The sequence below is a fragment of the Microbulbifer discodermiae genome (assembly GCF_040742695.1).
Classification (GTDB): Bacteria; Pseudomonadota; Gammaproteobacteria; order Pseudomonadales; family Cellvibrionaceae; genus Microbulbifer.
On the sequence record NZ_JBFLAB010000026.1, the window covers coordinates 1 to 25,853 of the forward strand.

Annotated in this window: 15 protein-coding genes and 1 pseudogene; 1 reads left to right on the plus strand and 15 read right to left on the minus strand. The window is 55.9% G+C overall.

The window, feature by feature from the left end; genetic code table 11:
* Positions 1 to 770: 770 nt before the first annotated feature.
* The 4 genes from AB1S50_RS10945 to AB1S50_RS10960 form a co-directional block, all read right to left on the minus strand.
* Positions 771 to 2,084 carry a lysine N(6)-hydroxylase/L-ornithine N(5)-oxygenase family protein gene (locus AB1S50_RS10945; RefSeq protein ID WP_367150700.1) on the minus strand — a complete coding sequence of 438 codons (1,314 nt, stop codon included), beginning with the start codon at positions 2,082 to 2,084 and terminating at the stop codon, positions 771 to 773.
* On the minus strand, positions 2,081 to 3,913 hold the full coding sequence (locus AB1S50_RS10950; protein ID WP_367150701.1) for an IucA/IucC family protein: 1,833 nt from the start codon (positions 3,911 to 3,913) through the stop codon (positions 2,081 to 2,083). Before AB1S50_RS10950 ends, AB1S50_RS10945 begins: the two co-directional genes overlap by 4 nt.
* The gene (locus tag AB1S50_RS10955) at positions 3,910 to 4,902 is read right to left on the minus strand and encodes a GNAT family N-acetyltransferase (protein ID WP_367150703.1); all 993 of its coding nucleotides are present in this window, start codon (positions 4,900 to 4,902) and stop codon (positions 3,910 to 3,912) included. Before AB1S50_RS10955 ends, AB1S50_RS10950 begins: the two co-directional genes overlap by 4 nt.
* Before the next feature lie 330 nt (positions 4,903 to 5,232).
* The gene (locus AB1S50_RS10960) at positions 5,233 to 7,068 is read right to left on the minus strand and encodes an IucA/IucC family protein (RefSeq protein WP_367150704.1); all 1,836 of its coding nucleotides are present in this window, start codon (positions 7,066 to 7,068) and stop codon (positions 5,233 to 5,235) included.
* A 238-nt stretch (positions 7,069 to 7,306) separates the two neighbouring features.
* On the opposite strand from AB1S50_RS10960, the gene AB1S50_RS10965 reads away from it, so the two are divergent.
* Positions 7,307 to 8,521: an MFS transporter gene (locus AB1S50_RS10965; RefSeq protein ID WP_367150706.1), complete on the plus strand. Its 1,215-nt coding sequence runs from the start codon at positions 7,307 to 7,309 to the stop codon at positions 8,519 to 8,521.
* 179 nt (positions 8,522 to 8,700) lie between these two features.
* On the opposite strand, the gene AB1S50_RS10970 is transcribed toward AB1S50_RS10965, so the two are convergent.
* The 11 genes and pseudogenes from AB1S50_RS10970 to AB1S50_RS11020 all read right to left on the minus strand — a co-directional run bounded on the left by AB1S50_RS10970 (position 8,701) and on the right by AB1S50_RS11020 (position 25,658).
* Positions 8,701 to 8,994, minus strand: a complete 294-nt coding sequence (locus tag AB1S50_RS10970; protein ID WP_367150707.1) for a DUF1540 domain-containing protein — start codon at positions 8,992 to 8,994, stop codon at positions 8,701 to 8,703.
* 69 nt (positions 8,995 to 9,063) lie between these two features.
* Complete coding sequence (locus AB1S50_RS10975; protein WP_367150709.1) at positions 9,064 to 9,594, minus strand: GNAT family N-acetyltransferase; 531 nt, start codon at positions 9,592 to 9,594, stop codon at positions 9,064 to 9,066.
* A gap of 150 nt (positions 9,595 to 9,744) precedes the next feature.
* On the minus strand, positions 9,745 to 12,108 hold the full coding sequence (locus tag AB1S50_RS10980; RefSeq protein ID WP_367150710.1) for an autotransporter outer membrane beta-barrel domain-containing protein: 2,364 nt from the start codon (positions 12,106 to 12,108) through the stop codon (positions 9,745 to 9,747).
* Between the two features lie 661 nt (positions 12,109 to 12,769).
* Complete coding sequence (locus AB1S50_RS10985; protein ID WP_367150711.1) at positions 12,770 to 14,662, minus strand: FG-GAP repeat domain-containing protein; 1,893 nt, start codon at positions 14,660 to 14,662, stop codon at positions 12,770 to 12,772.
* A gap of 79 nt (positions 14,663 to 14,741) precedes the next feature.
* Positions 14,742 to 15,206, minus strand: a pseudogene (locus tag AB1S50_RS10990) (transposase).
* A gap of 66 nt (positions 15,207 to 15,272) precedes the next feature.
* Positions 15,273 to 15,428, minus strand: a complete 156-nt coding sequence (locus AB1S50_RS10995) for a hypothetical protein (RefSeq protein ID WP_367150712.1) — start codon at positions 15,426 to 15,428, stop codon at positions 15,273 to 15,275.
* Positions 15,412 to 15,789 (minus strand): hypothetical protein, encoded by a 378-nt coding sequence (locus tag AB1S50_RS11000; protein WP_367150713.1) that lies wholly within the window; start codon positions 15,787 to 15,789, stop codon positions 15,412 to 15,414. The genes AB1S50_RS10995 and AB1S50_RS11000 overlap by 17 nt, the downstream gene beginning before the upstream one ends.
* A gap of 677 nt (positions 15,790 to 16,466) precedes the next feature.
* Positions 16,467 to 18,020, minus strand: a complete 1,554-nt coding sequence (locus AB1S50_RS11005) for a tetratricopeptide repeat-containing sulfotransferase family protein (RefSeq protein WP_367150714.1) — start codon at positions 18,018 to 18,020, stop codon at positions 16,467 to 16,469.
* A complete protein-coding gene (locus tag AB1S50_RS11010) occupies positions 18,017 to 18,997 on the minus strand; it encodes a class I SAM-dependent methyltransferase (protein ID WP_367150715.1) in 981 nt (326 codons plus the stop codon). The genes AB1S50_RS11005 and AB1S50_RS11010 overlap by 4 nt, the downstream gene beginning before the upstream one ends.
* 106 nt (positions 18,998 to 19,103) lie before the next feature.
* A complete protein-coding gene (locus tag AB1S50_RS11015; RefSeq protein WP_367150717.1) occupies positions 19,104 to 22,034 on the minus strand; it encodes a TonB-dependent receptor domain-containing protein in 2,931 nt (976 codons plus the stop codon).
* An 855-nt stretch (positions 22,035 to 22,889) separates the two neighbouring features.
* Complete coding sequence (locus AB1S50_RS11020) at positions 22,890 to 25,658, minus strand: TonB-dependent receptor plug domain-containing protein (protein WP_367150719.1); 2,769 nt, start codon at positions 25,656 to 25,658, stop codon at positions 22,890 to 22,892.
* Between the last annotated feature and the right edge of the window lie 195 nt (positions 25,659 to 25,853).

A 25,853-nucleotide genomic window follows, 5' to 3' on the forward strand; every position in this document is an offset into this window, starting at 1 on the left:
CGCCTGCGTCAAGCCCTGCTCAAGGACCAGCTTTACGGCCTCTGAACGAAACTCTATTGAATAAGTCTTTCTCATAGTCATTACATACTCCCAATTGCCTATGGTAACAATCGGGACTGTCCGGAGAAATCAGGCTACCCCAGACAGGTACCTTTCTGTGTTATGTGAGTTTGTTGTAATGACGATAACTTTCGCAGTCACGGCAGTATCTCAGTACGGTTGCCAACAGGTTTGTGAACTCATCGTATTGATTCAATGCAAACAGTAGCTAGTTGACGAAGGTTGCGCCTAAATCCTCATACACATCAGTGCTCGATATGTTGATTTAGACGCCAATCGGTCAGTTTAGTGATGTGCCTGAAATAAAGCGGTTCGAAGTTTGCGTTGAGTCACAATTGAATTGAGAAAATACACAGATGCCAGTGTCCGGGTTGTCTGGCTTTGAACGCCGAGTGCCAGGGGACTGGTTAAAATCGACACGCTCTCCGTGGGCCGAAGGCAATAGACACACAGTTTGGTAACTGGAAAGCGAGGAATTAAGGAAGGTTGAAAAAACAATGAATGGGTCCGTGTCTATACGGACATTGTTTCAGCCAGCTGTGGCTACTGTCATTGCTGCACAGGCCCGAGCAGGTTGGTGAAAAAAGGCATCCTGCCTGTTTCAACACACGAAAAGCGAAAAATGTGATTTTCACTTTTCTCTCAAAATCAACGACTCAGGCGTCGCCGATTTTGCCGGAACATCCATATTCCGGCGGTTCGGCAGGGGGTCAGGCTACTGCGACCCGGGACGTCTGCGGGGTTATCCACTTCATAAAATTGCCGGTCTGGCGGATGTCGTACACCTCCGTTTCGAGCAGGTCATTGACCACCTGCGCGGCCCGCCAGGCGGACAGGCTCAACTGTGGCTCGGCAATGCCGTGGCTGGCCCGGCCGGTACCCAGGAAATACAGGCGGCGCTCGCCGCTATCCCCTTCAAGCCGGGTGGAAAATGCGTTGTCCAGCAGCAGTCGGCCATGGTCATCGCGGGGAATTCTCTCCTGCAGGGGAGCGAGGCACGGCGGCAGGGCTTCGCACAACCCGGTGCACAGGATCACCATGTCCGCGCTGATCCATTCGCGGCCACGGATATCTCCCAGCAGATGGTTTTCCAGCTGCAACTGGTAATCGCCGCGGCAGGACATAGCCACCAGTTCCCGGTTGGGCATCAGCACCACGCGCTCGGAATCCCCCTCCAGGTGCGCCAGCCGGTAGAACAGCTGGTAGAGTTGGGTGAGGGTGGCCGGGGAAACGCCGTCCGAGGCCAGTTTTTGCTCGGCGACAATTTCCTCGCGGCGGTGTGGGCTCAGCTGGCGGAATGCATCGACGTATTCGGGGGTAAACCAGTCGTTGGTGAAGGGTGTTTCATCCAGCGGCAGGTAATTGCTGCGGCGGGATGCCCAGGTTACCTGCGCCGGCCGTCCCCAGTGTCCGCTCAAAAGGTTGATCACCACTTCGGCGCCGGTCTGGCCGCCGCCGATTACCGCAATACGCTTGTCGTTGACGTCGGGATCGCGCAGGGCGATTTCCAGCGCATGGAAACACTTGTCTGACAACAGTGGTTTACTGCACAGGGGGAAGTGGGGCTTTTTGCCGGCGGCGATACACAGGTTTCGCGCGCATACCGATTCACGCCCGCTGGGGCCTTGTACATCCAGCCGGAAGTGGTCGCCCTGGTCGATGACACTGTGCACCCGGCTGCCCATCTGCACGGACTTCAGGCGGTGGGCGGCCCAGCTCAGGTAATCCGCGAACTCGCAGCGGCTCACGGTGCGCTGTTCCGCGTGCAGGAAATCGTAAAAACGTTTTTTTTCCACCAGATAGGCGAGGAAGCTGCAGGGATTGGTCGGGTCCACCGGGGTGACCAGGTCCTTCAGGTAAGAAGTCTGCATCATGGCCCCCGGCAGCATCAGCCCCGGGTGCCAGGAAAACTCCGTTTTGGCTTCGAAGAAACGGTGGCTCAGGGATTGTTCCCGCATCAGGGCGGCGACCGCCAGGTTAAAGGGGCCGGCGCCGATTCCGGCGAGATCCAGGCAGTGCATCATAAAGTGGCCTCCGCTGGGGAAAGGGTCTCTGGTTCATTGGAATCCTGTGTGCGCTGCCGCTGTTCGGCCAACCACAGGGGGTTGTGCAGCTTGCCGCCGATAATGGGCACAGGCCGCGCGGCACTGTCGTCGTAACCCTGGCGCAGGCGCACGCGGTTGATACAGACCCGTTCCACATACTGGCGGAACAGGTTGAACTGGTGAAAACGCTGCGTCATCTGCGGGTCCTGCAGCACGGCTGCATTCTGGTAACGGCGCAGAACCCGGGCCAGCACGCCGTAGAAGTCCAGTTCGTGCAGCCCGGTTTCCGCCATCAGTTGTGCCGACAGATAGCGCAGTACCGTGACAAAATGCCCGGTGAACAGGTCGTGGAAAATGTGGCTGGGGGGCAGTTGATCCAGTGCCGCCAGTGCCTCAGGAGGCAGGTCTGCACGATCCGGGAAGTCCCCCTGCGCCAGGCGCAGATCACCCTGGAAATCTTTCAGCAAAACCCGCACGACCCTGTCCGCGCGCAATACCAGGGTGATATTTTGTGCGTGCGCCACCAGGCCGATACCGTAGCGGCTGAGCAGATGGTAGAGGGGCACTACGGTGGCATCGAAGAGGTGTTCGAGCCATTCCTGGGCGGACAGGGCGGATGCCCGGATCAGTGCTGCCGCCACGGAGTTGCCGCCTTCGTCGCGCTGCAACAGTGCGGCCATCAACAGGTGCCGCTCATCCGGGGCGCACAGGCTGGCGGGACTTTGCCGCCAGGTGGCTCCGAGCAGTTCGCGGTAGCGATAGGGCCCCCCGTCTATCTGCTCCTGGTGCATCTGTGGGACTTGCACTCCCGCCACTTCCTGCATAACACAGGTACCCCGCGCGCTCAGTTCCGCATCGCGCTGGCAAAGCTGCTGCATCCAGGCGGACAGCGCCGGCCCGCAGCGGGTGTACTTGCCCGGGATACCCCGGTAGCAGGAAGTGTTTAACACAGTCAGCGGCAGTTTCAGGTGCAGTGCCTGTGGGCGCGACAGGTTCGACAGGGTGCGCAGCGATACCTGCGGCAGGTAGGCATCGCCAAATTCGCCCAGGAATACCAGGTCACCGCGGCTGATTGGCTGCGCATAGTGCTGCCGGATATGGTGCTGCCACTGCCAGGGGTGTACCGGCAGGGGCAGGAAGGTCTGCCAGTCGATACCTTTCTGCCGCGCTACCCAGTCCAGTTGCCGGCACTCTTCTTTGTTGAGGCTCTCGGCTAACAGTTGCGGCCAGTCCCAGCCATCCCCCTTGCCGCTGACGGTTAATTCGCGCCTGACCGCCAGCCATAAAAGGCGCACGCCTTTGGCGGACTCGGTGCCATAGGCATCGAATTCCTGCGCTCCCCAGCCTATGCGCCCCTTGTTGACCATGGCTTTGGGGTGTCCGTCCAGCAGGCACTGCAGCTGCTCGTCGGGCAGCTGCGCCAGTGTGCCGGCGTCAAGCCCCTTCTGTTTTTGCAACAGGGTCACGTCGGCCACCAGGGAGTTGGCCAGCTCCTGCAGCAAATTGCCCAGGGTGGCGGGACTGGCCTCCAGGTTGGCGGCGGCGTCGATAAAGAACTGCGCTGCGTCCTCTGCCGGCGCGGCTCGGCCGTTATATACGCGCTCCAGGCTCGCGACATCTATATACAGCCAGTCCCAAATGGTCAGGCGGGCGCGAAACCGATAGTCCACCCCGGACTTGAGTGAAACCCGGCAGACGCCGTCCTTCCCGGGGCTCGGCACCAGGGCCTGCTCGTAGCAAAGCTCCGCCAGTGATTTTGCCAGCAGTCTGCGATTGGCCTGCCTCCAATAGAGATCCTCTATGTTCATACGCCCCCCATGGCACGAAAAAAAATATCCCTTTCACACTGCACCAGGGCAGCCCGCTTGTGCGGGAAATCAAATTCAGTGATTTTTTGCCAGCCGAATGTCTCGTTTAAATACTTCAGCATGGCGATATTGTCGGCCCTGGGTTCACCCACCAGGGTCTGGGTGCGGTTATCGTCCAGAAATAAAAAGTGGGAGACGCCATTCAGCCAGGCACGGGTAAAACGGTTACCCAGAAAACGCTTGTTTCCCACCAGTAGATGAAAGCCGCGGTCGTAGGGCTGTGCGTCGCAATGGGGGGCAATGCGGTCCTCCATCGCCCAGTAGATTTCAAAATAGCCAAATGGCACATCGTCGAAGCTGGCAATCAGGGGGGATTTATGGGGATCCTGCAGGACCTGGTCTATATAGCGTCTCTGCTTCGCAATATCTCCGGCTTCTTCCCAGAAGCGCGCCACACGTCGCTGGTTCATCCACTGGGTAAATAACTCCAGGTCCTGTTCGGGGTCCAGATGGCGCAGGCTTAAATCCATACCCAGGGAGTAAAAGTGGCGGCGGTATATTTCGCCCCTGAGCGGTGCCAGTCGCAGGGGATGGCGCAATCCCGATTCACTCTCCACCCACTGCAGGGGAAAGTTGCCGCCATTGTTGCCGCGATACCATAATTCCGGCCGGCTGTAGAAATCCACCCGGGATATTTCCTTGACGGCAGTGGTGCGGATGCGGCCCGGGGCCGATACCACTATGCGTTGCAAAGCGGGATTCAGGGCGAAAAGCCAGTCAAACCACTGGTCGAGTTCCGCATCCGCAATGCCGTCCACGGGCCCCTTGATCCGGGCGGATTCGCCCCCGGGGATATAATCGATCGCGATCAATATCCCCCCGTTGAGTTGACAGTGAAAGCCCCTCTCGAGGGCATCCCAGCGGCGTCCATCGGGCAGTGTGCCGCTCCGCCGGTTCATTGATTCGGTTCTGGCCGCGAGGCTGTTCATTCTCCTTTCCTTATAGTTGCGATAACCATTGGGATTTCCAGCGCCGGGGTAATCCCTCTCTGGGTGTTTGCGGTTATTTTTAACGCGGCAATCCAATAGATGGTCCTTCATCCATTGGATTGTCGCCCTTGAAAACCTGCGCAATTACGCGGAATCGCCTGGTTTTCAAGGGCTTGCGCCGGCCTCTGCCCGGCGCTGGCACATCCCTATGCCACATTAACCCGGCAGTTGATTGAGCTCCCGGGTTAATAATCTGGTGAAACTGCTTTATCTGATGAGGTCCTTTTCAGAGCCGGCCTCCATTCGCTGGAGACACATCCTTGCGCTGCCTTAACCCTGCGACCTGTGCGGTTGCCGGATCAACAGGGGATTTGGCAATCTGTGATATATGGAAAATGGGTCTGCACTGGTGGTTTCGTTCATTCCGGTCAGCGCACACTGGAAATTGCCTTTGGCCCAGATTTCCGCGTCGTGCAATAGATACTCCAGGCAACTGGGATCCTTTCGCCTTCCCTCCCACAGCAGTTGCAGCCGATCGCGCAGCTGACAGAGTAATTCCCGCTCGGTCAAAAGCTCCGCGGCGGCCAGAGCGGAGATGAGGCCAAAAGTGCTGTTGACGATCAGGTAGTAAACGAAGAGACGGTTTGCCTGCGCCTCGTGGATCAGGTTGTCACCGTCCCGGGCCAGATCCGGCAGATGGGGGCGCAGCAGCTGCTCTCCCAGTTGGCTGTATCCCGTGCCCTGGCAATCGCGAAAGTAACCGGTAACCGGGATCCCGTCCCGGAAGGCGAGAATCAGGTTTTGCTGATGGGCGCCAAACAGCATGCCAAAATCCGCCTGGGCAATCAGCAGTGGTTCAACGACCACATCCAAAAAGGCGGCGAACCAACGCCTGGTGGCTGCTGCCGGTGAAAGACGCTGCCGCTGCGCCAGCTGTAGAATCAGTTGCGCCGCGCGGCAGGGAGCCCCCTGCGGATGATCCTGGGTCAATGTCGCCAGCACACAGGCTTGTCGGGACTTTTCCCCAACAAACGGATTTTCGCGAAACATCACCAGGCTCTCGACGATCTGTTCGCCCTCACTGTCAGTGAGCATCAGATAGGCCGGCTCTGCCAATATGTGGAAGTGAGGGTAGCGAGAAGTGAATTCGCGCCCCGCCGGGGTATCGCGCACCTTGAGTACTTCTAGGCCACGGGCTGCCTCCTGTGGCTGCAGGGTGCGAACCGAATTAGTCAGGCGCAGGCTGAGGGAGAATTTCAGCATATAAGGGCTCTGCGCACTGTAAACGGCGCGCAGCGAGGAAGTGGCGTGCCAGGAGGCTGCGCCACAGCCCAACTCGATAATTTTCCCCTGTGCGATCAGTGCCGCCAGTCGCGCGTCTTTGCGCAGTCGGCGCCACTGCCAGGGATGGGCCGGCAGGGCCACCATGCCCCCCGGTGCCGGGGCAACGCCGTCACCCTCCCTCACTCGGTCGGTGACGGCGCCCTGGCTGAGTTGGGCACTGCTGGCGCCGCGCACAAATTGCGCGTCCACCCCCAGCCAAGTGAGGGAAAAGTGATTGCCGAATTCCGGTGCGTAACGCTGCGCGTCCTCATCGGTGAAAGGTTCCCGGCTTTTGGGGGTCGGGTGGATGGCATGGCCGCACAGAAGCCCCTGCTCCGCCTCTACAAAAGTCAGCGGCTGGGCAAACAAGTGTTCGCAGTCGGAGCTGCGCGCTCTCAGGGCCTGCGCCATATTGTCGACACTGGCCTCTACACGCCGGGTAAACTGCGCGCGGGATACCCTGTCCGCACCGGGGAAAAAACCGGGTTCATCCGCCACCAGCTGTGCGGCCTGCGCGAGATCCACCTGGGCACAGTGGCCGTCGCCACTGCGCCATACGATTGGAAGTGCAAACTGGTGTCTGCCACACTCGCTGAAATAGGAGACATTCAGCCACAACTCGGTTTTGCCGGTGGCAAGTGGGATGCAGACAGCCGGTGCTGAGACACCGTTCGGCAGTGGTCTTCTCTCCCGGCGGTACCAGGTGCCACAGCCGGTTTCCCGCAACAGTGCGTTGAAAAAGCAGTTGGCCGACAGCCTTTGTGCCGCCAGAAACACATTGCGGCCATGGTCCGGCTCCGCGGCGGGGAGCGGAGCAGCCATACCGGATGGGGAGATGTTCATGTTGGGCATTTTTCTTTAAATAAAAACGATAATGGTTTGCATTTAAAATATCATGCAGGTAATTTGGACGCACTGCAAGCCTGTGGGCGGGAAATTTTTCTGCTTTTATTCGGGCCTGTTGACACCAACTGAGTTGGCCCTGTGGTGACAGCTCAATAAATTGCCGGGTTAATAGTTTACGAATAGGGAAAGGGCGCCTGGCAGGGTTTAGTTTTTGTTTTTATTGGTGGAGTCCCGGATGCGGAAATCGCTGCAGCGGCGGAAAATCCATGGTGTGGTGGCCAGCCAGGGCGCTGTGCAGATGGTGTTGCTCACCCAGATTCCTCTGATTGCAGAACACTGTGGTCTGGAGCTGGCCAGTATTGGCGGCCTGGTGGCCCTGGGCACCTTCTGCCTGATGATCGCCGGGCCCGCCTGGGGCAGTCTGGGCGACAGGATAGGTCGCAAGTCAGTTGTACTGGCGGGTCTGGTGGGTGCGCTGCTCGCCCAGTGCCTGTTTGTGGTCCTGTTGCTGGGGATGGCGCTGGGCCATTGGGACGGGAGTCAAGCAATGCCGGCCCTGATGGCCAGCCGGGTGATGTACGGATTGCACGCTGCCGCCATTTACCCCGGCTGTCAGGCCTGGGCGGTGAAATCCGGTGATCCGGCCAGGCGACTGGCGACTCTCTCGGGGCTCAGTGCCGCAGCCAATCTGGGCCGGGGGCTGGGGCCCTTGCTGGTGCTACCGGCCCTGCTGCTGGGGGATCTGTGGCCACTGGCCTGGTTGATTGTGCTACCCCTCGCTGCACTCTTGTTGACGATGAGCCTCCCCAGTGCCAGGGCGGCCGACAAACCGGCGAAAACTTCTTTGAAAGCGCCTCTGCCCCCGGCTGCTCTGGCACTTTTTGCCACAGCTTTGCTGGGCACGGTCAGTGTGGGCCAATTGCAGGTGGTAATGGGGCCGGTGCTGCAGGATTTATATGGCCTGAGCGCCCTGGGGGCGTCATCCACCGCTGCGGTGCTGCTGGCAGCAGTGGCTATTTGCGGCTTTGTGGTCCAGGTGGGATTAGTGCGTCGACTCGAGGCGCCGCAGTTGAGCCTGATTCTGGGGGTGGTGTCCCTGGGTGTGGGTACATTGTTGCTCTACACGACTCTGGGGGGAGGCGCGGCGGCGGTGGGACTGCTGTTGTTTGTGGTGGGTACCGCTTTTCTGGTGCCGGGTTACAGTGCCCTGCTGAGTCAGTCGGGACTGCGCGGCGGCAGGCTTTTTGGAACCCTGTCGATGATGCATACCGGCGGTTACAGCATAGGGTTCGCCGCCGGAGGCTGGCTTTATCAACAGCAGCCACAGGAGTCATTACTGGGGCTGCTGGTCAGTGTTGGGCTGATCGCAGTTTGCACCGGTTTCGCACTGATGCCGGGCTGGGGGAGTGGGCGGCGACGACCCGCCGACAACCGCCAGGCGGGCCAATAGGGTTTAGCGCCTGCAAGTCGGGGCTTAGTGTAAACAAGCCCTGGCAGGCTGTTGAAAAAGTATTTTTCAGCAGCCTGCCGTCCCGAACAGGGATGTTCGGGCCGCAAATCAAGCATGTAACTGCTTGATTTGTCGTTGAGGGTTTGCGGAAAGCCAGGGAGGGCTTTTTCAACAACCTGCTAATGGGTACTGTAGGTCATACAGCGCACACTTGTGCCGTTGGTATCCATAAGGATGCTGTCGGCGGAACACTCGAAGTCGTCGTTGTGGCTGCAACTGGTGACCTTGCAGGCCCCGACGCCGGCGGCGCGACTGCTGAGGGTGTGGCTGGAATTGGCAAAATAAGTGTCGCAGCCGGGGTTTGCATCTCCACCAATGGTGATGGCGCGGGCATGACAGTTGTGGTCACTGTTGTAGGCGCATTGAATCGCGGCGCACTGAGCGACCTCCGGCATGTCTGTGGCAATGATCATGATTCGCCTCGTGATTCCTGAACAGGGGATAATTTGCAGCCTAGTTCACCGCCGGCTCTTGTCAAAGGGTTACCTGTCCAGGTCCTGTGACGCTTCGCTATGCAGCGCCATTAAACTCAGGGGCTCGTCGCTGTCGGGCAGGCGAAACCAACCCTCGGCCTTGAAGCCGATTTTGCGCAGTAATCGGATAGAGCGGAGATTGTCCGCCTGCACTATGGCAAACAGGTTGGGCTGTCCCAGCTCCTCCAGGGCATAGTTCAGAACCGCCCGGGCTGATTCCTCTGCCAGACCCCGGTGGCGGAATTCCGGCAAAAACGCGAAACCGATATCCGCGTGGGCCAACCTCTGCCGCTGCATCAGCCCACAGGTGCCTATGGGTTCACCGCTGTGGGTTTCGACCATATACAGACCGAAGCCGTGGTCGCGGTACATGGCGATGGGGCCTCTTTCCAGGTAGGCTTGCGCGTCCTCCAGATTGCGAACCTTGCGGTCACCGATATAGCGCAGGAAATCCGGATCGTTCACCAGCTTGAGGATAAAGGGGGCATCGCCGGGATGGAAACGCCTGATACGCAGGCGTGGGGTCTGTATCAGGTGCATATGGTTGTCCGGGGCAGAGCCCTTATATTGCCAGGCCTTGTATCGGGAGTCCGCGGCAGCGGGAGGCTTTGAATTGCGTTCAGCAGCCCCAAGGCGTAAGGAAGGGAGAAGTGCCCGCTGCAGATGCAGCGGGCACTTCTGTTTTTGTGGTTAGAAACGGTAACTTACGCTGATGGCACCGGTCTCGGAAGTGGGGCGCGCGGTCAGGTTGGCGCTGACATCAATGGCACTGGCCGCCTGCCAGCGCAGGCCGACCTGGGCGCCAGCGCCGTCCTCGAACAGGCCGGTATCGGTGCTGTCATAGCTGGGCATGGCGTTCATATTCCCCTCTATGGATTTCACTCCAACCTCCAGCGAGTCGGTTTCGTTGCCGGTGGTGTCTTCGTACCAGATCTGGCCGTAGGCACTGACCGAGTTCCAGCTCATACTGGCGAAGGCGCCGACGCGCATGGTGGTGTAGCGGCGTTCCTGGGAGCCAAAATTCATGCCGAACGGGTCTCGCTCGACACCGTTGGCGTCAGTGTAGGTAAAGCCACTAATGGCATCTTCGCTGTATGCGTCCACCTCCACCCTGGTCTGGGTGGCATTGGCGAAGGGGCCAAACTGCGCTGCACCGGTGGAGAGGTTAACCCCGCCAGTGAGGCTGAGGGACAGGCTTTCACCGCTGGTACTGGCGTCAAGGTTCTGGTTGAAACTGCTGCCCAGACGCAGGTTGCGCGATATGCGGTCGTAATCCATATCGGTGAGGGTGGCGCTGGCGTCGACGAAAAATATGTCGTGGTGCAGGCGACCGAACAGGCTGTAGTTGGTTGCGGTGGATTCCACTGCGGACAGGTTGTTCTCTGTGTCACTGTCGCTGCGACTTAAAGCAAAGCCCACTTCGGCATTGTCGCGCAGGGCGTAGGTGGCTCCGATCAGCCCCCCGCTGCCGTCGCCGCTGGCGGCCAGGCCCAGGCTGCCATCGTAATCGTTCTCGCCAAACACACCGCTCACAAATACTTCGCTGTGTGCGTCGCGGTAGCGGCTGCCCAGCAGGCGGGCATCCAGGGTGTTGGTGTGGGTGCGGGCGGCCTGTACGCTCAGGTCCGGCAACTGGCCGGCGACCTGGGCGGCGTTGACCACTGCGGTATAGTAGTCGGCCAGTAAATTCTGGCCCACCTGGGTCGGGTGTACTGTGTCGTTAAAAAGTAGCCTGGTGTCGTCTGGATCGCTGCCGTTGATACCGTACACCGGGTGTTCGATACAGTCGCCGCCGCTGCCGTCATAACAGAATCTGCTCTGGTCCAGGTCGGGCGACAGGCCAAATGCGGCGGCGTTGGCGAGCGAAACCTGAAGTACACCAAACTGGTCCACTATCAGCACGCCATCTATGTCCCGGGCGGCATTGACCAGTGTCTGGTTGAAAGCGTTGCTGGCGGCACTGGCCTCGGCCAGGGTGGTTTCGATGGCATCGTCCAGCTGTGCCTGGGCCTCTTCCGCAGTGATCAACCCTGCGGCCACGGCGCTCTGGAGTTGCGCCGCTTCGGCGCTGCCGTTGACGGCGGCGCTGACCGCTGCAAACAACCCTGGAGTTTTGCTCACGTCGGGCACATTGGACACCAGGATATAGTTGGCGCCGGCATCCGACAGGGCGCCGGCCGCATCCGCCAGCATGCTGGCGGCGGTGTTGATGCCGGCTGTGTATTGGCCGGCGTCGATGGCGCCGGAGAGAAGTGCACCAAAACCGCCGAGAAGGTCGTTGCCGCCGCCATTGACCCAGTAGAGGGCCTTTGGATCTGCGCGGCCAAATGTGGTTTCCAGATAACCGAGGCCCAGGGGATGCGGGTTGCCGGTAACACCGGAGTCGGTCACGATGGTCGCCGGTGCCGCATCAATCTGGGCTTGCAGCGCGTCCGCCTGGGCATCGTAAGCCGCGGCACTCGCCAGGTCCCCCGCTGCCTCAAACTGGTCGGCTGCGGCGCGCAGTTGCGCCACTACAGCATCGCCCTGGAGCAGTAATCCCAGCTGTTCCAGGTCGGCGTAGAGCCCGGTGCTGGTTTGGCGGGTTGGATCGGGCAGCAGTGCGCTGACAAAGTTGTGCGCGTCAACGTCGAGGGTCATACCGTTTTGGGACAGATAGTCCAGGTAACCCCGGGTGCCGAGAATGTTCAACAGTACGTCGGCGGTGTGATGGCCACCGACGGCCCAGCCGCCGCCTACACTGGGCAGGGCGGCCTGGACCTGCGCCTGGGCAGAGGCGAGCAGCTGCTCTTCACTGAGGCTGGGGTCCACCTCCGGCAGGCAGAGGTTGAGGCCGGCGCAGGAGGGGGTGACCGGCCCCAGCCCCAGCTGCTGGGACATGATGCTGATGGCAGCCTGTTTGTTGTCGCCGCTGGTGAAGATACCGGCGTTGCCCACATCGGTGAGGCTATCGCCGAAGGCGACCACCTGGCTGAAGGGGGATTCCTGGGCGTAGCTGGCGGATGCACATGCGAGGGCGATTGCCGCCGCGAGGCTGCGCTGGGCGTTGGACATAATTCTCTCCTGTCGCGTATTTCTAGCGACCCCGGCAAATTGGTCTATGGCTCCGTAGAGAGCGGAATTAGAGCGGGGCGCACTTTAATCGTTGTTGCGTTCCGGCACCTCTGGAAAGCCGCTCCATAGTATCCTAATGGACTCAATTAACAATACCGGTCACTGGACTGCTCCAGCGTCGGGGTACATTGAGTGGCAAAGTCAGCCGGGAATGCTGGAGATGGTCGGCGCTTTGCGCCAGTGTTGGACCTGTGGCTAGGACCTGCTCAGTTAGTGTCAACAGGCCTTAGTGTGAACAGGCCCCCTAACAGATCAATCTGCCCGCTATCCGCCACCAGTTCCTGAACGGCGCCCTCTTGTGTGAGGTCCCGGGTATGGGCCACAATCTCCGTCCCGTGCAGCAAACAGTTCGATGGTCGCCGGCCCCATATAGTCCTCGGCCCGGGTCACCAGTACCCTTTTTCCGATCAGTCGTTGCTCACTCATTGTCTTGTCCCGTCGCGCCAGTGAAAGGCGGTCCAGCCTGGCACAACAGGCCGCGCCGGGCCAGGGACAGTGAAATTACTGCGGTCTAGATCCGGTAGCGCACCGCCACCTGGATCTGCTTGCTGGGCATCGCCTTCGGCGCCATCCTGAGATGGCGCCCAGCTTCCAACAGGATTCAATGACTCATCACATCGGCTTTACCGTTACCGGTAAAATCGTGTACCGCCAGATCTTCTATGTGGATGGATGACCTATTGACTCCCCTCCATTCAGTCTTTTCAAAGCCTCTACTCAACCCAACATACCATTTTGAATTTTTCACTCTAAAAAAATCGTCTTTACCATCGCCGTCGAAATCTGCGAAGCGAAATTCTTCTATGGAAATCCCTCCGCTAAAATACTCCCAAGTGCCAGTGTTAATAAACCGGAAAAAGCCCCCCTTATCGCGCGATATAGCTCGGCGCAGTCGTGCTCCATCAGCCCAATAGACTTCCGCTATGCCATTCCCATCAAGATCTGCAAATCGGGTCTCCGACAATCGCGTCGCTGGGCGAGACAATACCAGATCCCACCCGGATCTCCCAGACCACGATACAGACCAAGCTCCGGAGTTAACCACGTCGGTCAATAAGTCGTCGATACCGTCTCCGTTAAAATCACCAACATAGAGGTCTTTTGCCAAAACCACAGATGTGCCAATTTTCTGCCAGCCACTGGTTCCGGACCAGGAGACATACCAGTGCTTGCCATTGGCCCGAAAAACGTCGGTTTTTCCGTCGCCATTAAAATCACCAAAGCGCAGGTCTTTGAGGGGGGCTGCCGATGTATTTATTTTCTTCCAGGCTTTTTTTGCCTTTGAGGATAAATACCAGTGCTTGCCGTCGGCAAGAAATGCATCGGTTGCCCCGTCGCCGTCGAAATCCCCCCATGCCACGCTGTCGAAGTCATGACTTCTGAAACGACGGTATTGCCAGCCCTGGTTGCCGGAAAGGGAAATTTTCCAGTCATTCGGTTTCGGCTCTCCGTAGTGATTGTCGAAAACATATATACTTTCGGACTCATAGCGCAGTTCGACGGCGCTGCCCTGATTACTGTGGGAGAACACATTGTCGTAAACCCTGGCAAATAGGACGGGTTGTAGATCTAGTCTGATCCCGGCCCCGCTGGGTTTGAAAAAAGCATTGTGATGAATTTCAAAAGAGTGTGTGATGTAAAAATTAAAATTATAAGGACTGCGGCGGTAGAAAACAAAATTCTCACCGATATTGCCGCCGAGAACCAGGTTATACGCCGCCGTAAACCTGTAACTGTAGTCGGCTGGCGCCTCCCACGGCTCCTCACGGCTGACAATATCCTGGCCATTGTATTGAAAAATATTATGCTCAATGTTGAGGTCTTTACTGAGGTTAGTCGCCACGGCTTGACCCAACTGGCCGTCCTGGCACTGCCCGGCGCTGACATTGCGCCGGTTGTGGTGCAGAGCGTTGTGATGCACTTCAATGGACTGTGAATTGATGATATTGATGGCGGCGCGGGGCCAGCCAAAAAATTCATTATTATCGATCTCAATAGCCTGGGATGAGCGAATGTTGACGGCATCCACTTCCTCGCCATCACAGCGGGAGGTGTCGGCGGCAAAGTAGGGGCCTTTAAATCGCAGACCCGTAATCCGGATATTGGAACGGTCGTGCAATTCGAAGATAAGCCGGCTGTTGCCCCACGCCTCAGTGAACAACAGCGCACCGCTGCTGCCCTCTCTCCCCCTGCCTGATGCAAGGGTTACCCCGTCTGGAATCTGTAAAAACGCATAAGTACCCAGATTGATCTCCGCATCATCGTCCACATAGATAATCTGCCCGAAGGTCGCCTGGCTTAGGGCGTCTACCAGTTCCTCCCGGGTGGACACCAGATAGTTCGCCTGCCCGGGCTCAACCCAGTTTTCGTAATACTCCCCCCCGCCCTTCTGGTCCAGGTTGAACTCATCGGTATAAATTAATGGCTGGGAGAGAGCCGCTTTGGATAAAAAAAGGAGACAAAAAGTCAGTATATAATATTGAGCTGGTTTCATTGTTAAGCCAAAATCCCTGGTTATTAGTTATGAAAGAAATTTTTTTATCATTACCAAAAACCAACGGCAGTATCAATATTTATTCGCACTTTTTTCGCGGGTCTTCCCGGCCATTCATCAAGCTGCCGAGTGCATGACCTCCTGATCCATCTCGTTGACAAGTTTCATATTCATGTACTTGCCGGCTTCCCCAGGAGGTGCTGGATACGTGTCTCAACCTGGCAGCCACCAGCATCAGTGTAGAAATTCCATCAGGGAATGCGCCCACCACTTTGGCCCTGCGCCGGGCCTCCTTGAGAAGCCGCTCCATAGGGTTGTTGGTCTCGAATTTCAGCCAGTGCTGCGGCGGGGAGGCATAGCGGGCCAGTGTCTAGTGGATCGAATTCTCCACCCACTCCGCCGCGGCCCTGAGCTTCATGGCCTGCAGCTTCTTGATCACATCCTTTGATTTGCTCTCGGCGGCCTCACGGCTCTCCTGGGCATGAATGGCCTTCAGCATTGCCGCCACCTCCCGCATCTTCCCGTGTGGTACGTGGGACAACACATCGCGGTAGAAGTGGACCGCACACCGCTGCCAATCGGCATCCGGGAAGACCTCCGCTGCTTCAAGTTAGTCGGCTGCGGCGCGCAGTAGCGCTACGCCAACATCGCCCTGGAGCAGTAATCCCAGCTGTTCCAGGTCGGCGTAAAGTCCGGTGCTGGTTTCGCGCGTTGGATCGGGCAGCAGTGCGCTGACAAAGTTGTGGGCGTCAACGTCGAGGGCCATACCGCTTTGGGACAGATAGTCCAAATAACCCCGGGTGCCGATAATGTTCAACAGCAAGTCGGCGGTGTGATGGCTCCCCACAGTCCAGCAATTGCTCTTCACTGAGGCTGGGGTTCGCCTCCGGCAGGCAGAGGTTGGGATCGGCACAGGAGAGGGTAGCCGGCCCCAGAGCTGGCTGTTGGTACATGATACTGATGGCAGCCTGTTTGTTGTCGCCGCTGGTGGCGATACCGGTGTTGCCCACATCGGTCAGGTTATCATCGAAGGTGACCATCTGACTGAACGGGGACTCCTGGGCGTAGCTGGTGGATGCACATACGAGGGCGGTTGCCGCTGCGAGACTGCGTTTGGCGTTGGACATAATTCTCGCCTGTCGCGTATTTCTAGCGACCCCGGCAAATTGGTCTATAGCTCCGTAGAGAGCAGAATTAGGGCGGGGCGCACTTTAATCGTTGTTGCGTTCCGGCACCTCCGGAAAGCCGCTCCATAGTATCCTAATGGGCTCAATTAACAATACAGATCACTATACTGTGTTAGCGACTGGCTACAGTGATTGGTAAAAATTGCTAAAAAGTCATAGGTGGTCGGCACTTTGCACTTTTTCTGGATCCGTGGTGAGATATTGGGATCGAAACTGTATTAAATACGAGCTGAGGCGCCCAACGATATAATCTTACCGTGTCGGTTGCGCAGTTTTAGCTGGTGGACATCCCGGCCCATCTCGACAACCACTCAATGGCGGCGCCCGAAGTGATTAGAGTCGTTGATGTGAAGGGAGCTTAAGTAGATTTACAGGGTTTCGTGCAGGTCGGTGATTTCCAATCCCAAGAGTTTAACGCTACCCGGCTCAGTTTTAGGCGGAGTTATGGTACATTGAGTTGGGAATCGGAAAGCTTTTCTACAAACTTTAAATCTATGGAGTGTCTACTTTGAAGATTGCAATCTGCAGGCGAGCGCCTTAATGTCTAAACTACACTAGAATTGATAGAGCCATTTGATCTCCTATGTGAGAAAAACACACAAGCATGGCCGTAGGCGTTAAGCTTTTTCGTTATTAAGGGTCTGATACAAAATAGTTAGATGCTGTTTGAAGTTTTGATGTTTTCGAATGGATGACTGGTGGATAGGTTGCCTGACCTGACGTGAGCTTGCAGTCATAACTGCCCGTTTAGTTTTATGTGGTGTCAGGCAAGCGGTTTCAAATGGCAACACAAGTTTTTTGAATAGCTTTTTGATTTCTTGTTCTGGTTCGCTCACCAGCTTTTCATAATGTACTTCAATCAAGCGGTTTCCTAATTCCTGGCGCCAGAAGTCCATGAGCTTTGAGTAGGCAATGTAATACCTGGCAAGGCTTTTCTGTGAATAAGAAAACATATACTTGGATGCGAAAAGTTGTTTGAACATTGCAAAACAGCTGTCTTTTGCTTCACGATTGACGTGTACAATCTTTGCTTCTGGAAAGGACTTGGCAATAATTCCGAGATAGAGGTAATTATGAGGGAGCTTGTCTATCATCCAGCGTTTATCGGTTCGTAAATACCTGGTTCGATCTTTGTAAATACCAGCTAAATTAGAGACAGATTCTTCTGAATATTCAATAATATCACGCCCTGAAAGTTGCCTGGTCAGGCGCGATTCCTGGATGCAGTTTTCTATAGTCTGCAATTCCCCTGCACTGGATATTTCGGAGTGAGAGGATAGGATTTGGTCAACTAGTGAAGTTCCAGAACGCGGGAGCCCTGTAATGAATATACAGCCCTCATTGTCTTGCCCGCTTTCTTGGAGTTGTGTTTGGCGTCCGACAGTATTTGACTGATAGTTTGCTGTTATGAGCTCATCTACTAGTTTTTCGTCGAGCGCTACATCGTAGTTTAAATGCTTGTTGACGGTTGAGGCGGCCAGGTCATAATGCTTAAACGCCAAGTCCCATTCTTTAAGGTCTTCAAATTCCTTCCCTATTGCGTAATTGTAAAAAACGCAATGCTCTGGTTTGAGCTTACGCTTTTGGATAATTCCCTTCATGTTTTTAATGTGGGAGTAATCCGTTGCCGTGGTTATCTTGGATAGTTGCCAGTGGCACCTCTGATTATGAGGCTCCTGTGTGATAATTTTGGAAAAGAGTGTCCTAGCGGTATCGATATTGCCCAAATGCAGGTTGCAAATAGCGAAATTGCTAAGTACGGAGGTCGAAGAAGAGTCGATTGTTGAAGCTTTTTCCAGGTATGGGAGAGCTATATCCGGTCGGCCAACATGGCTGAATACTGTCCCAGCCATGTCCAGAAAATATGGGTCTTCCACTGGCACCGAGCAGCCTTTTGCAAATGCGAAAGCCAAATCATTTCTACGCTGTTCTAACTTGCACCTGGCTAAAAACAAGGTGGCATCGTAACGATTAGCATCGTGTTGAGTTGTCTTCTGAAATAGATTCTCTGCGGTGTCGATATTGCCAAGGAACAAGTTTGCAAGACCTAAATAAAAATCTGACTCAGGATCTTGCCCTGGGATTACTCCACTGTTTTGGTATGTTTGTAGAATTTCTGGCCAACTATTTATGCTTGCCAGATGTTTTATCCTCTGACTGAAGGCTTTCATCCGGTGCTACCTCGCTGCGCGGTGATCAGCCATGCGCAGTTTTCTCCGCCTTCCACAAATGGCAGTTTTTCTACTGTATTTACATGTATGTTATTTTCCAAGAGGATGTTTTTGATATGTTGAATGTCTGTCTGGTCGAGGGATGCTTCACACATAGAGCGCATCCTTTCCGAATAGGCTATTAATTCACTCTCCATCTTTCTAAGCCAGCTGAGAACTTCGGCTTTGTCAAAATTTTCACTTGACCTGGAAATCTTTGCGGCATCCATAAATACTTTATCGATAGATCCTCCGGCAACGTTTCGTCCGTATTTTTTGACTATATCCACGGTCGCTTCTATCGCTGGTTTTAGACATTCCATTCTAGTTTTTATGTCCAACTGGCTGAAACCAGGAGTCATTTTTGTTTCAAGCAGATTATGAGTCAAATTTAGAAAATCCGTTCCGATAAAATCCTCAACAGCGGCGCGGTTGGCGTTGCACTCTTTGTGAATCCCTCCATCTGTCAAATGGGAAACAAACGCTATCAAACCGCCGGGTTGGAGCACTCGTCCAGCCTCGCGAAATGCATTCAACCCGGCATATTCTATGCCAAACTGACTGGTGATGAGCGTGAAAGAGGCGTCATCAAAGGGAAGTTGCGCGGCATCACAAACTTTTGTATTAACGTGCGGTACTTTCTTTTCAATAGCTTCTAACGCGGATTTAGAGATATCAACGCAGGTAATGGAGGTGTTTCGGGGCTCTAAAGATTTGTAGGCAAGGGATGCCAGGATTCCGTAGCCGGAGGCTATGTCGAGCATATGTGTATGCTGATTAGCTATGCTGGTGAAGATCACATTCCATTTTTGCATGAGAATATGACTTTCAGTTTCACCTCCCTTATAAGTTGATGCCTGCTTGGTTCCCTCCCAATAGGTATCCCAGGCATTTCTTCGCTGCTGTTCCGCTGACTCATGGAGTTTACTTTTGTTCATGTGGTCAGTTTACTGCACAAATTTTGATTGACCAACAAAAAAACCCACACCGGAGTGTGGGTTTCCTATCCTTATAGGATGTTACCAGCTTGTATGATTCCCGGAATTAGAATTCCTGAGAAACACGCAAGTAGTAGGAGCGGCCAAAGAGGCGGTAAGTCGACGGGTCGGTACTTGCATTGAAGCCGAAGTCGATGTACGGAGGCTCTTCATTGGTCAGGTTGGTTACACCCAGAGACACGCGAGTGTTAGTTGGGAAGGTGTAAGCTGCTGCCAAGTCGTGGTAGAGCTGAGCATCAATCTGCTGAGTGTAGTCGATAAAGCTGGCAGGGGCTTCGATTTCACCGATGTACTCTCCCAGATAGGAGACACTGAAGTCATTCCAGTACCAGTTGATGGAGTAGTTGGCTTTATCCTCGGCGTAGACATCACCGTTTTCAGACATGGTACCAACCTGCTCTTCAACTTCGTCGCCAGGAAAGGCGACGCGGCTGTTTTCCAGCTGGCGCACCCACAACAGCGAGGTCTCAAAACGACCGAAGTCAGTGTCAAAGCCATAGCGGGCTTCGACATCGACACCTTTGGCAGTTAGTGAGGCGACGTTGAGGGAGGCATCCAGAATCTGTGCAACACTGTAGTCCGCACGGCGGGTTACCAGATCACAGGCGCTGGCGTTGCCGGATTGGTAGCAGTCATCCAGAATGAACTGAACACCCAAAGAGGAGATCAGGTTATCCATCTCTGTCTGCCAGTAGTCTAGAGTGATAGATAGATCACCGAACGGCAGTTCCGGAGTGATTACGAAACCAGCAGTGAAAGTGTCACCAGTCTCAGCCTCGAGGTCCGGGTTACCACCCTGGCGGGCTAACACCTGAGTGTCGAGCTGTTGTGGAGCAACACGGTCACAGAAGGGAGAGCTGGAAAAATCGTTGGGCCCACAGGGGTCACTGTACTGTGGGAATGCATCCACCTGGCCGGCAAACAGTTCACTAATGCTTGGGGCGCGGAAAACTTGACCCTGGGTGGCACGGAACCTCAGGCCATCGGCAATTTGTGCTTCCAGCCCCAGTTGGTAAACCGTATCGTTGCCAAAAGTGCTGTAGTCATCCCAGCGCAGGCCTAGTGATACATCTATGCTCTGAGTGCCGTTGTCATACAGCGGCGCCAGGAATTCGGCGAACAGAGAGTTGGTGGTATAGCCGCCTTCGGTGCCAGCGCCGGTGTTGCCGGTAATTTCACCCAGTACCTTGCTGGAATCCGGTGCGCTGACAAAATGTTCGCGGCGATACTCGTAACCGAATGCAGCGCCCAGTGGACCAGCCGGCAACTGGAACAGCTCGCCGGCAATGGAGGCGTTAAACTGATCCTGATCGGTTGTAAAGGCATCCACCGCAACGATGCCCACATAGGAGAGCATTTCGTCTGTAATACCACCGGCACCACTGAACAGGTCAAGGGGGACACAGCCTGGGATCAGTGTGCTGGAGTCGCTAACATCTGTATAACATTCCGGAGTTCCGTCGCCGTCGAGGTCGGCAGACGGGCCCAGTGCATTGCGCAGGTTGGGGCCGAAAAACTGGCCAAAGTCCTGGTCGGTGCGTTCGCGGAAGCCCTTATTGTAGGAAACTTCCCAGTCCCACTCTGCGAAACTTCCTGTGAGGCCGGCAACTGCCTGGAACTGGAGTACTTCCTGTTCGAAACGGCGCGAGGTCTCAACAATACGGCGGCGAGCGTCAGTCACCGGGTGGCCAAGGGTGTTGTAGAAGTTGTCTACGGAGATACCGGAGAAGGAGATGGGGTTAACGACCCTGCCAAGGGCTTGGTCGTCAGTGTACACATAGTCGGGTTCAGCCGCAGTGCCGACATTGACCTCACGCAACGGATCACCTGTGAGCGGGTCGATCGGGATGTAAGAGCCATTATAACCTGGGTCAGTCGGTGAATTGTAGGGCTGTGGCGCCAGCTCCTGGGAAGAGCTGCGCAGGTTAGCACGGAACTCGGAGTAGAACTGAACATTGTCAGTGATATCGAAGTTCGCCTCGGTGAAGACGTTTATACGCTCGTAGGGTGTCTGAATATAGTTAACAGGCGCATAGTTGTAGGTGCGACCGTCGAATTCTGTTAGGCCGTTACCCGGATTCATCCATATCCGATTTCTAAACGCTGGATTACCGGTGTTGGTAGTGGTGGTGGCACCCTCGGAATCCAGGAAAAGCGGGTCACCGTCCGCGTTCAGACGCTGTACCAACTCGCCGGAAGTCAGGCGGCCTTCGGGAATACGGGAGGAGCCAATTGCAAAGCCTCCAGTGGGGCCCTCGCGTTCAAAGCCCGCTGCATCTGGGTATATAAAGTAAGAATTCTGGAAGAAGTCCCAGGGAGTATCGGTCTGGTAAATCTCCTCCTGTTTCACATATTCCGCACCGAAGGTGACATTGCCGCCATCGAAAGACTTGCCGGCGATAAAGCTGACGCTGTCCTGGGCGCCGGCATCGGTTTCAAAGGAGTCCGAATTCTGGATTTCCAGTTTTACGCCGTTAAAGTTCTTTTTGGTGATGATGTTTACCACGCCGGCAACAGCGTCGGCACCGTAAGTTGCAGAAGCGCCATCCTTCAGGATTTCAACGCGCTCGATCATTACTGCGGGGATGGTCTGGTAATCGCCGCCGTCCACGGTGCGCTTACCGTTCACCAGGGTCAGTGTGCGGATGGGCCCCAGACCGCGCAGGTCAACCTGCACGGAGCCGTTGCCGCCGTTGTTTGTAGTGGTGCCAATCGGTGAGCCAGACATGGCGGGCAGACGCTGCAGTAAGTCGCCTACGTCAGTGATGCCGGTCGCCTGCATTTCTTCCGCAGTCAGAACGGTTACAGGGCTGGAGCTTTCAAGATCGGCACGCTTAATACGGGAACCGGTTACTATGACCTCTTCCACCAATTGTGCGTCTTCCTGCGCAAAAGCGGGCATAGCGGGAACCATGATCGCAGCTGCGGAAAGGCCCAGAGCGCCCTTCACGGCTGCGGACAGGAGGTTCTTTTTCATTGTAAATCCTCTCTTAATCGTTGGATTTATAGTGTGTTGCCACGAATGGCGGTGATCGGAAGCGGCTACCCCCAAGTGGCCACTTCCCTCCCAACACAATTAAGGACGGATGGCGGGGAAAACCCCTCAAAGAAATCTGGACATTATTCCTAAATGCCGGTTGAGGCAGTTTTGGTATTTGATGACTGGTTGAAAAGCGAGCAGTTGCCCCTTAAGAGCAGTACTTGGGATGGGAGGTAAAAGGTAGTGTGGGTTACGAAGATTCATGCAGTTTGTCGGTCATAAGAGCTTAGACACAAGGTGTTGGTCGGTCGACTCTTCTCAGTGGGGGTGATACAAATTCCAGTCGGTGTATCAGCTGTGTGGGTAGTCAGAGTATCTCCCTTGGCATAGGTCACGCGCCGTGCCTTTTAACAGAAAGTTTACCCATAAGGCCCTACGAGCAAAGCTCGTCATTGAAACTGATTCGTTTCGGCAGTCTTGTCGGTAACCAAGCTTGTTACTGAAGAAGAGGTTGCGCAAACAGCTGGGAAACCAAGAAAAGCGCTCTCTATGGTTGTACTGTGGGTAGTGGCATGGCTAAAGGTATCATCAGCGCGGATTTTTTTGCTGCAATTGGTGAGCTTAAGAGCGATATTTTGCTATAAGTCGATGATTTTAGAGTATACAGTAGCCAGAACATGCTTTGGGACATTCGCTTCAGCGGTGAGGTACGGGGTCTAAGCTAACTCAAATAATGTGTTCTTTGTGACCCATTGAGAGTTACTGACTTCAGAGGTTACTAATAGTAAGGCCACCGCAGTATCTGGTGTGGGGAGGCGACTGCTCCCCGGATTGGGGAGCAGTGCGAGAGGGCTAAAACTCGAACTGTACTCTGCCGTAGAAGTAGCGACCCACTGTGTCATAGTTGAGCGGCAGGGTGTTCATGTCGTCGTAGTTGGTGACATACGGCGGCTGCTGGTTGAAGGCGTTGCGGATACCACCGGACAGGGTGATGCCCTCCCAGCGGAAGTAGCGGAAGTTGAGGTCTGTGTACCAGGTGTTGTCCACATGGGTGGAGAGGTCGAATACCCCGGGGGCAATATCGTCAACCTTGCCTTCCATACGCACAATAGCGGTGGCGGCCCAGCAGTCGTACTCATAATCGAAACTGGTCCACAGCTTCCAGTCCGGAAATGCGGCGATGCGGGTGGTCACCGGATCGACGCCAAAGTGTCCGGCCAGGTCCACTGTGGGTTCGAACTCGCTGGCCTGGAATTTCCACTCATCCAGCCAGGTGGCGGAACCACTGAAGGTAAATACCCCGGGACCCAGATCCGTACTGTAGTCCATGCCCAGATCCACGCCGGAGGTTTCAAAGGTGGCGATATTCTGGGCGTTTAGCAGTTGCCCGGCGATGGTACCGTCGATGGCACGTCTGGGGCTGGTGGGAAGCGGTCTCACTCCCACGGCCTGGGCGCCGGTAATCAGATCGCAGGAGGGGGAGCTGAAGTTTGGACTGTTATAGCAGGTGCGGGCGATGGTGTTGGTGTTAAATGTACCAATGGCATCATCGATACTGATATCGAAATAGTCGAGTGTGAAGCTCAGGTCCTCGACAAAGGTGGGGGTCCATACGATACCCACCGTCCAGCTGTCGGAAGTCTCTTCCTCCAGGTCTTCATTGCCGCCGAATAGGCCGGTGGCCTGGGAGCTGCCCAGCTCGAAGTCCTCAGGCAGTCCGTCGGCTTCGCAATTGGCTTGTAAAATCGGATTTCCGTCGTTGAGGCCCCAGTTGATACAGGGGTCGGTGTAAGTCTCGGCGGACTGGGTGGGGGGCAGAAATAAATCATCCAGCCCCGGGGCGCGAAATCCCTCCGAGTAGGTGCCGCGAAAGCGCAGTTGCTCGATGGGTGCATAGTCGATCACTGCGGCAAAGGTGGTGTCGTCGCCGATGGTGTCATAATCCGAATAGCGGAAGGAGGCTTCTACAGCCAGCAGATCGGCCCATTCACATCCCTCAATCAACGGCAGACGAACCTCGCCGTAGAATTCGTCCACTTTATAGGCGCCACTCCAGTCCTCGCCTGACACGAAGTAAATCTGCCCCAGTGACGCCGCACCATCGACGGTGGTCTCGGTGGTCTCGCGGCGCCGCTCATAGCCGGCAGCCCAGCGGAAGGGCTCGTTGGCATTGCGCATGGTAAAGCCGCCGAAGTCACCGACCAGATTTGCCTGTATGATGTTCAGGCTCGATTTCTCCACCGGGGAATTCACCACCAGGGCATAGTCCTGCAAAGGTTGGGTAAAGGTATCCGGCCGGAAAGGATCCCAGGCGGTGACCCCCGCCTCGGCAACCGCTGCGGCACAATCCGGGTCGGCGGCACAGGCGACCGGATCCAGCAGCAGGTCAAAGCGACCGGGATTGGCGCGGCCGCGGTCGATCTGGGCATCCACCCAACGGGAGTAGTTGTAGGAGATGTCCCAGCTCCATTCGTTGCAGAATTCGCCCTCGAAACCCACTACGCCGCGCCAGGTATTCACGTCCTGGGTAAAGAAGCGGCCGCCGGTCTCCGAGAGGCGTCGGAAGATGGTGGCATCCTCTCCGGTGGGGTTGCCGGGGTTGTCGGCAGGTGCGACGGGCGTGAAGAAGGTCCCCTCCGCCGCTAACAGCTGATCTGACTGGCGGTTGGCAAAGAGTATCTCGCCAAAGGTGCCGAAGGTGCTGAAATCCTTCCAGTCCCATAGCTCCTGCTCGCCATAACCGTAAAAGGTGACCACTTCTTGTGGGGTAACAAGATAGCTCACTTCGGCGAAGTTGAACGCGTCTGTGACCGGGTTGAAGGGGCGCAACTGCCCGGTATTTGGGTCCAGGATGAAGCCATCAAAGCTGTCGGAGAAAAACTGTGCGGGTGTGGTGGTACCACTGCCGCCGCAGAATACGGCCCCTCGGGATTCAAATATTGGACAGTTGGAAAAGCGGCGGTCGCCCTGGAAAATATCCTCGCGCTTGGTGTACTGGACGTTGAACATCGCATGGCCATCGTCGGAGGATGCGCCAAAAGTCCAGGCTGCGAGATATTCATTGCCGTCCCCCTTCTCCGCAGTGCCGGCGTCGAAAAATACCTCTGCACCCTCGAAATTCTGCTTGGTGATAATGTTGATCACCCCGGCGATGGCGTCAGAGCCGTAAATGGTGGAGGCGCCGTCGCGCAGTACTTCTATCCGCTCAATGGCAGTGGTGGGTATGGTGTTCAGGTCCACCACGCCCGTGGCTGACCCGGACGAGCTCAGGCGGCGCCCATTTAAAAGAATGAGTGTGCGTGACGAGCCCAGGCCCCGCAGGGATACGGTGGCGAGCCCGGGGTTGCCATTGTTTACCGAGGCACCTAATTGACCGCCGGTCATGGAGGGTATTTCCTGCAGGAAATCCTCCAGTGTGGTCTGGCCAGAAGCCTCAAGTGCAGCGGCGTCAAAGACACTGATAGGGGTGGCGCTAGTGGCGTCGGTTGGGCGTTGGATGCGCGTACCAGTAACGACCACCTCTTCTACTTCCTGTGCAAATGACGTGGTGATGAAGCTGGTGGAAACGGCTGTGGCTGCAATAGTGCCCTTGATTGCCCGGGATAAACGGGATCTGTCCATGGTATACCTCTCCTGATACCGGTTCCGAACGCCGGATATGGTTGAGCCTTCCCTGACAACTGCGAACCACTATCAACAGAGGCTTGCTAAAACACTAGAACATTTTTTCTACAAGGTGGGTAAAATGCGGAAAGCGGCACGTCTTTGGCGCTTAAGTTTGATTTTCTGTGTCGCAAAGCGGTGGGGTATGCGCTG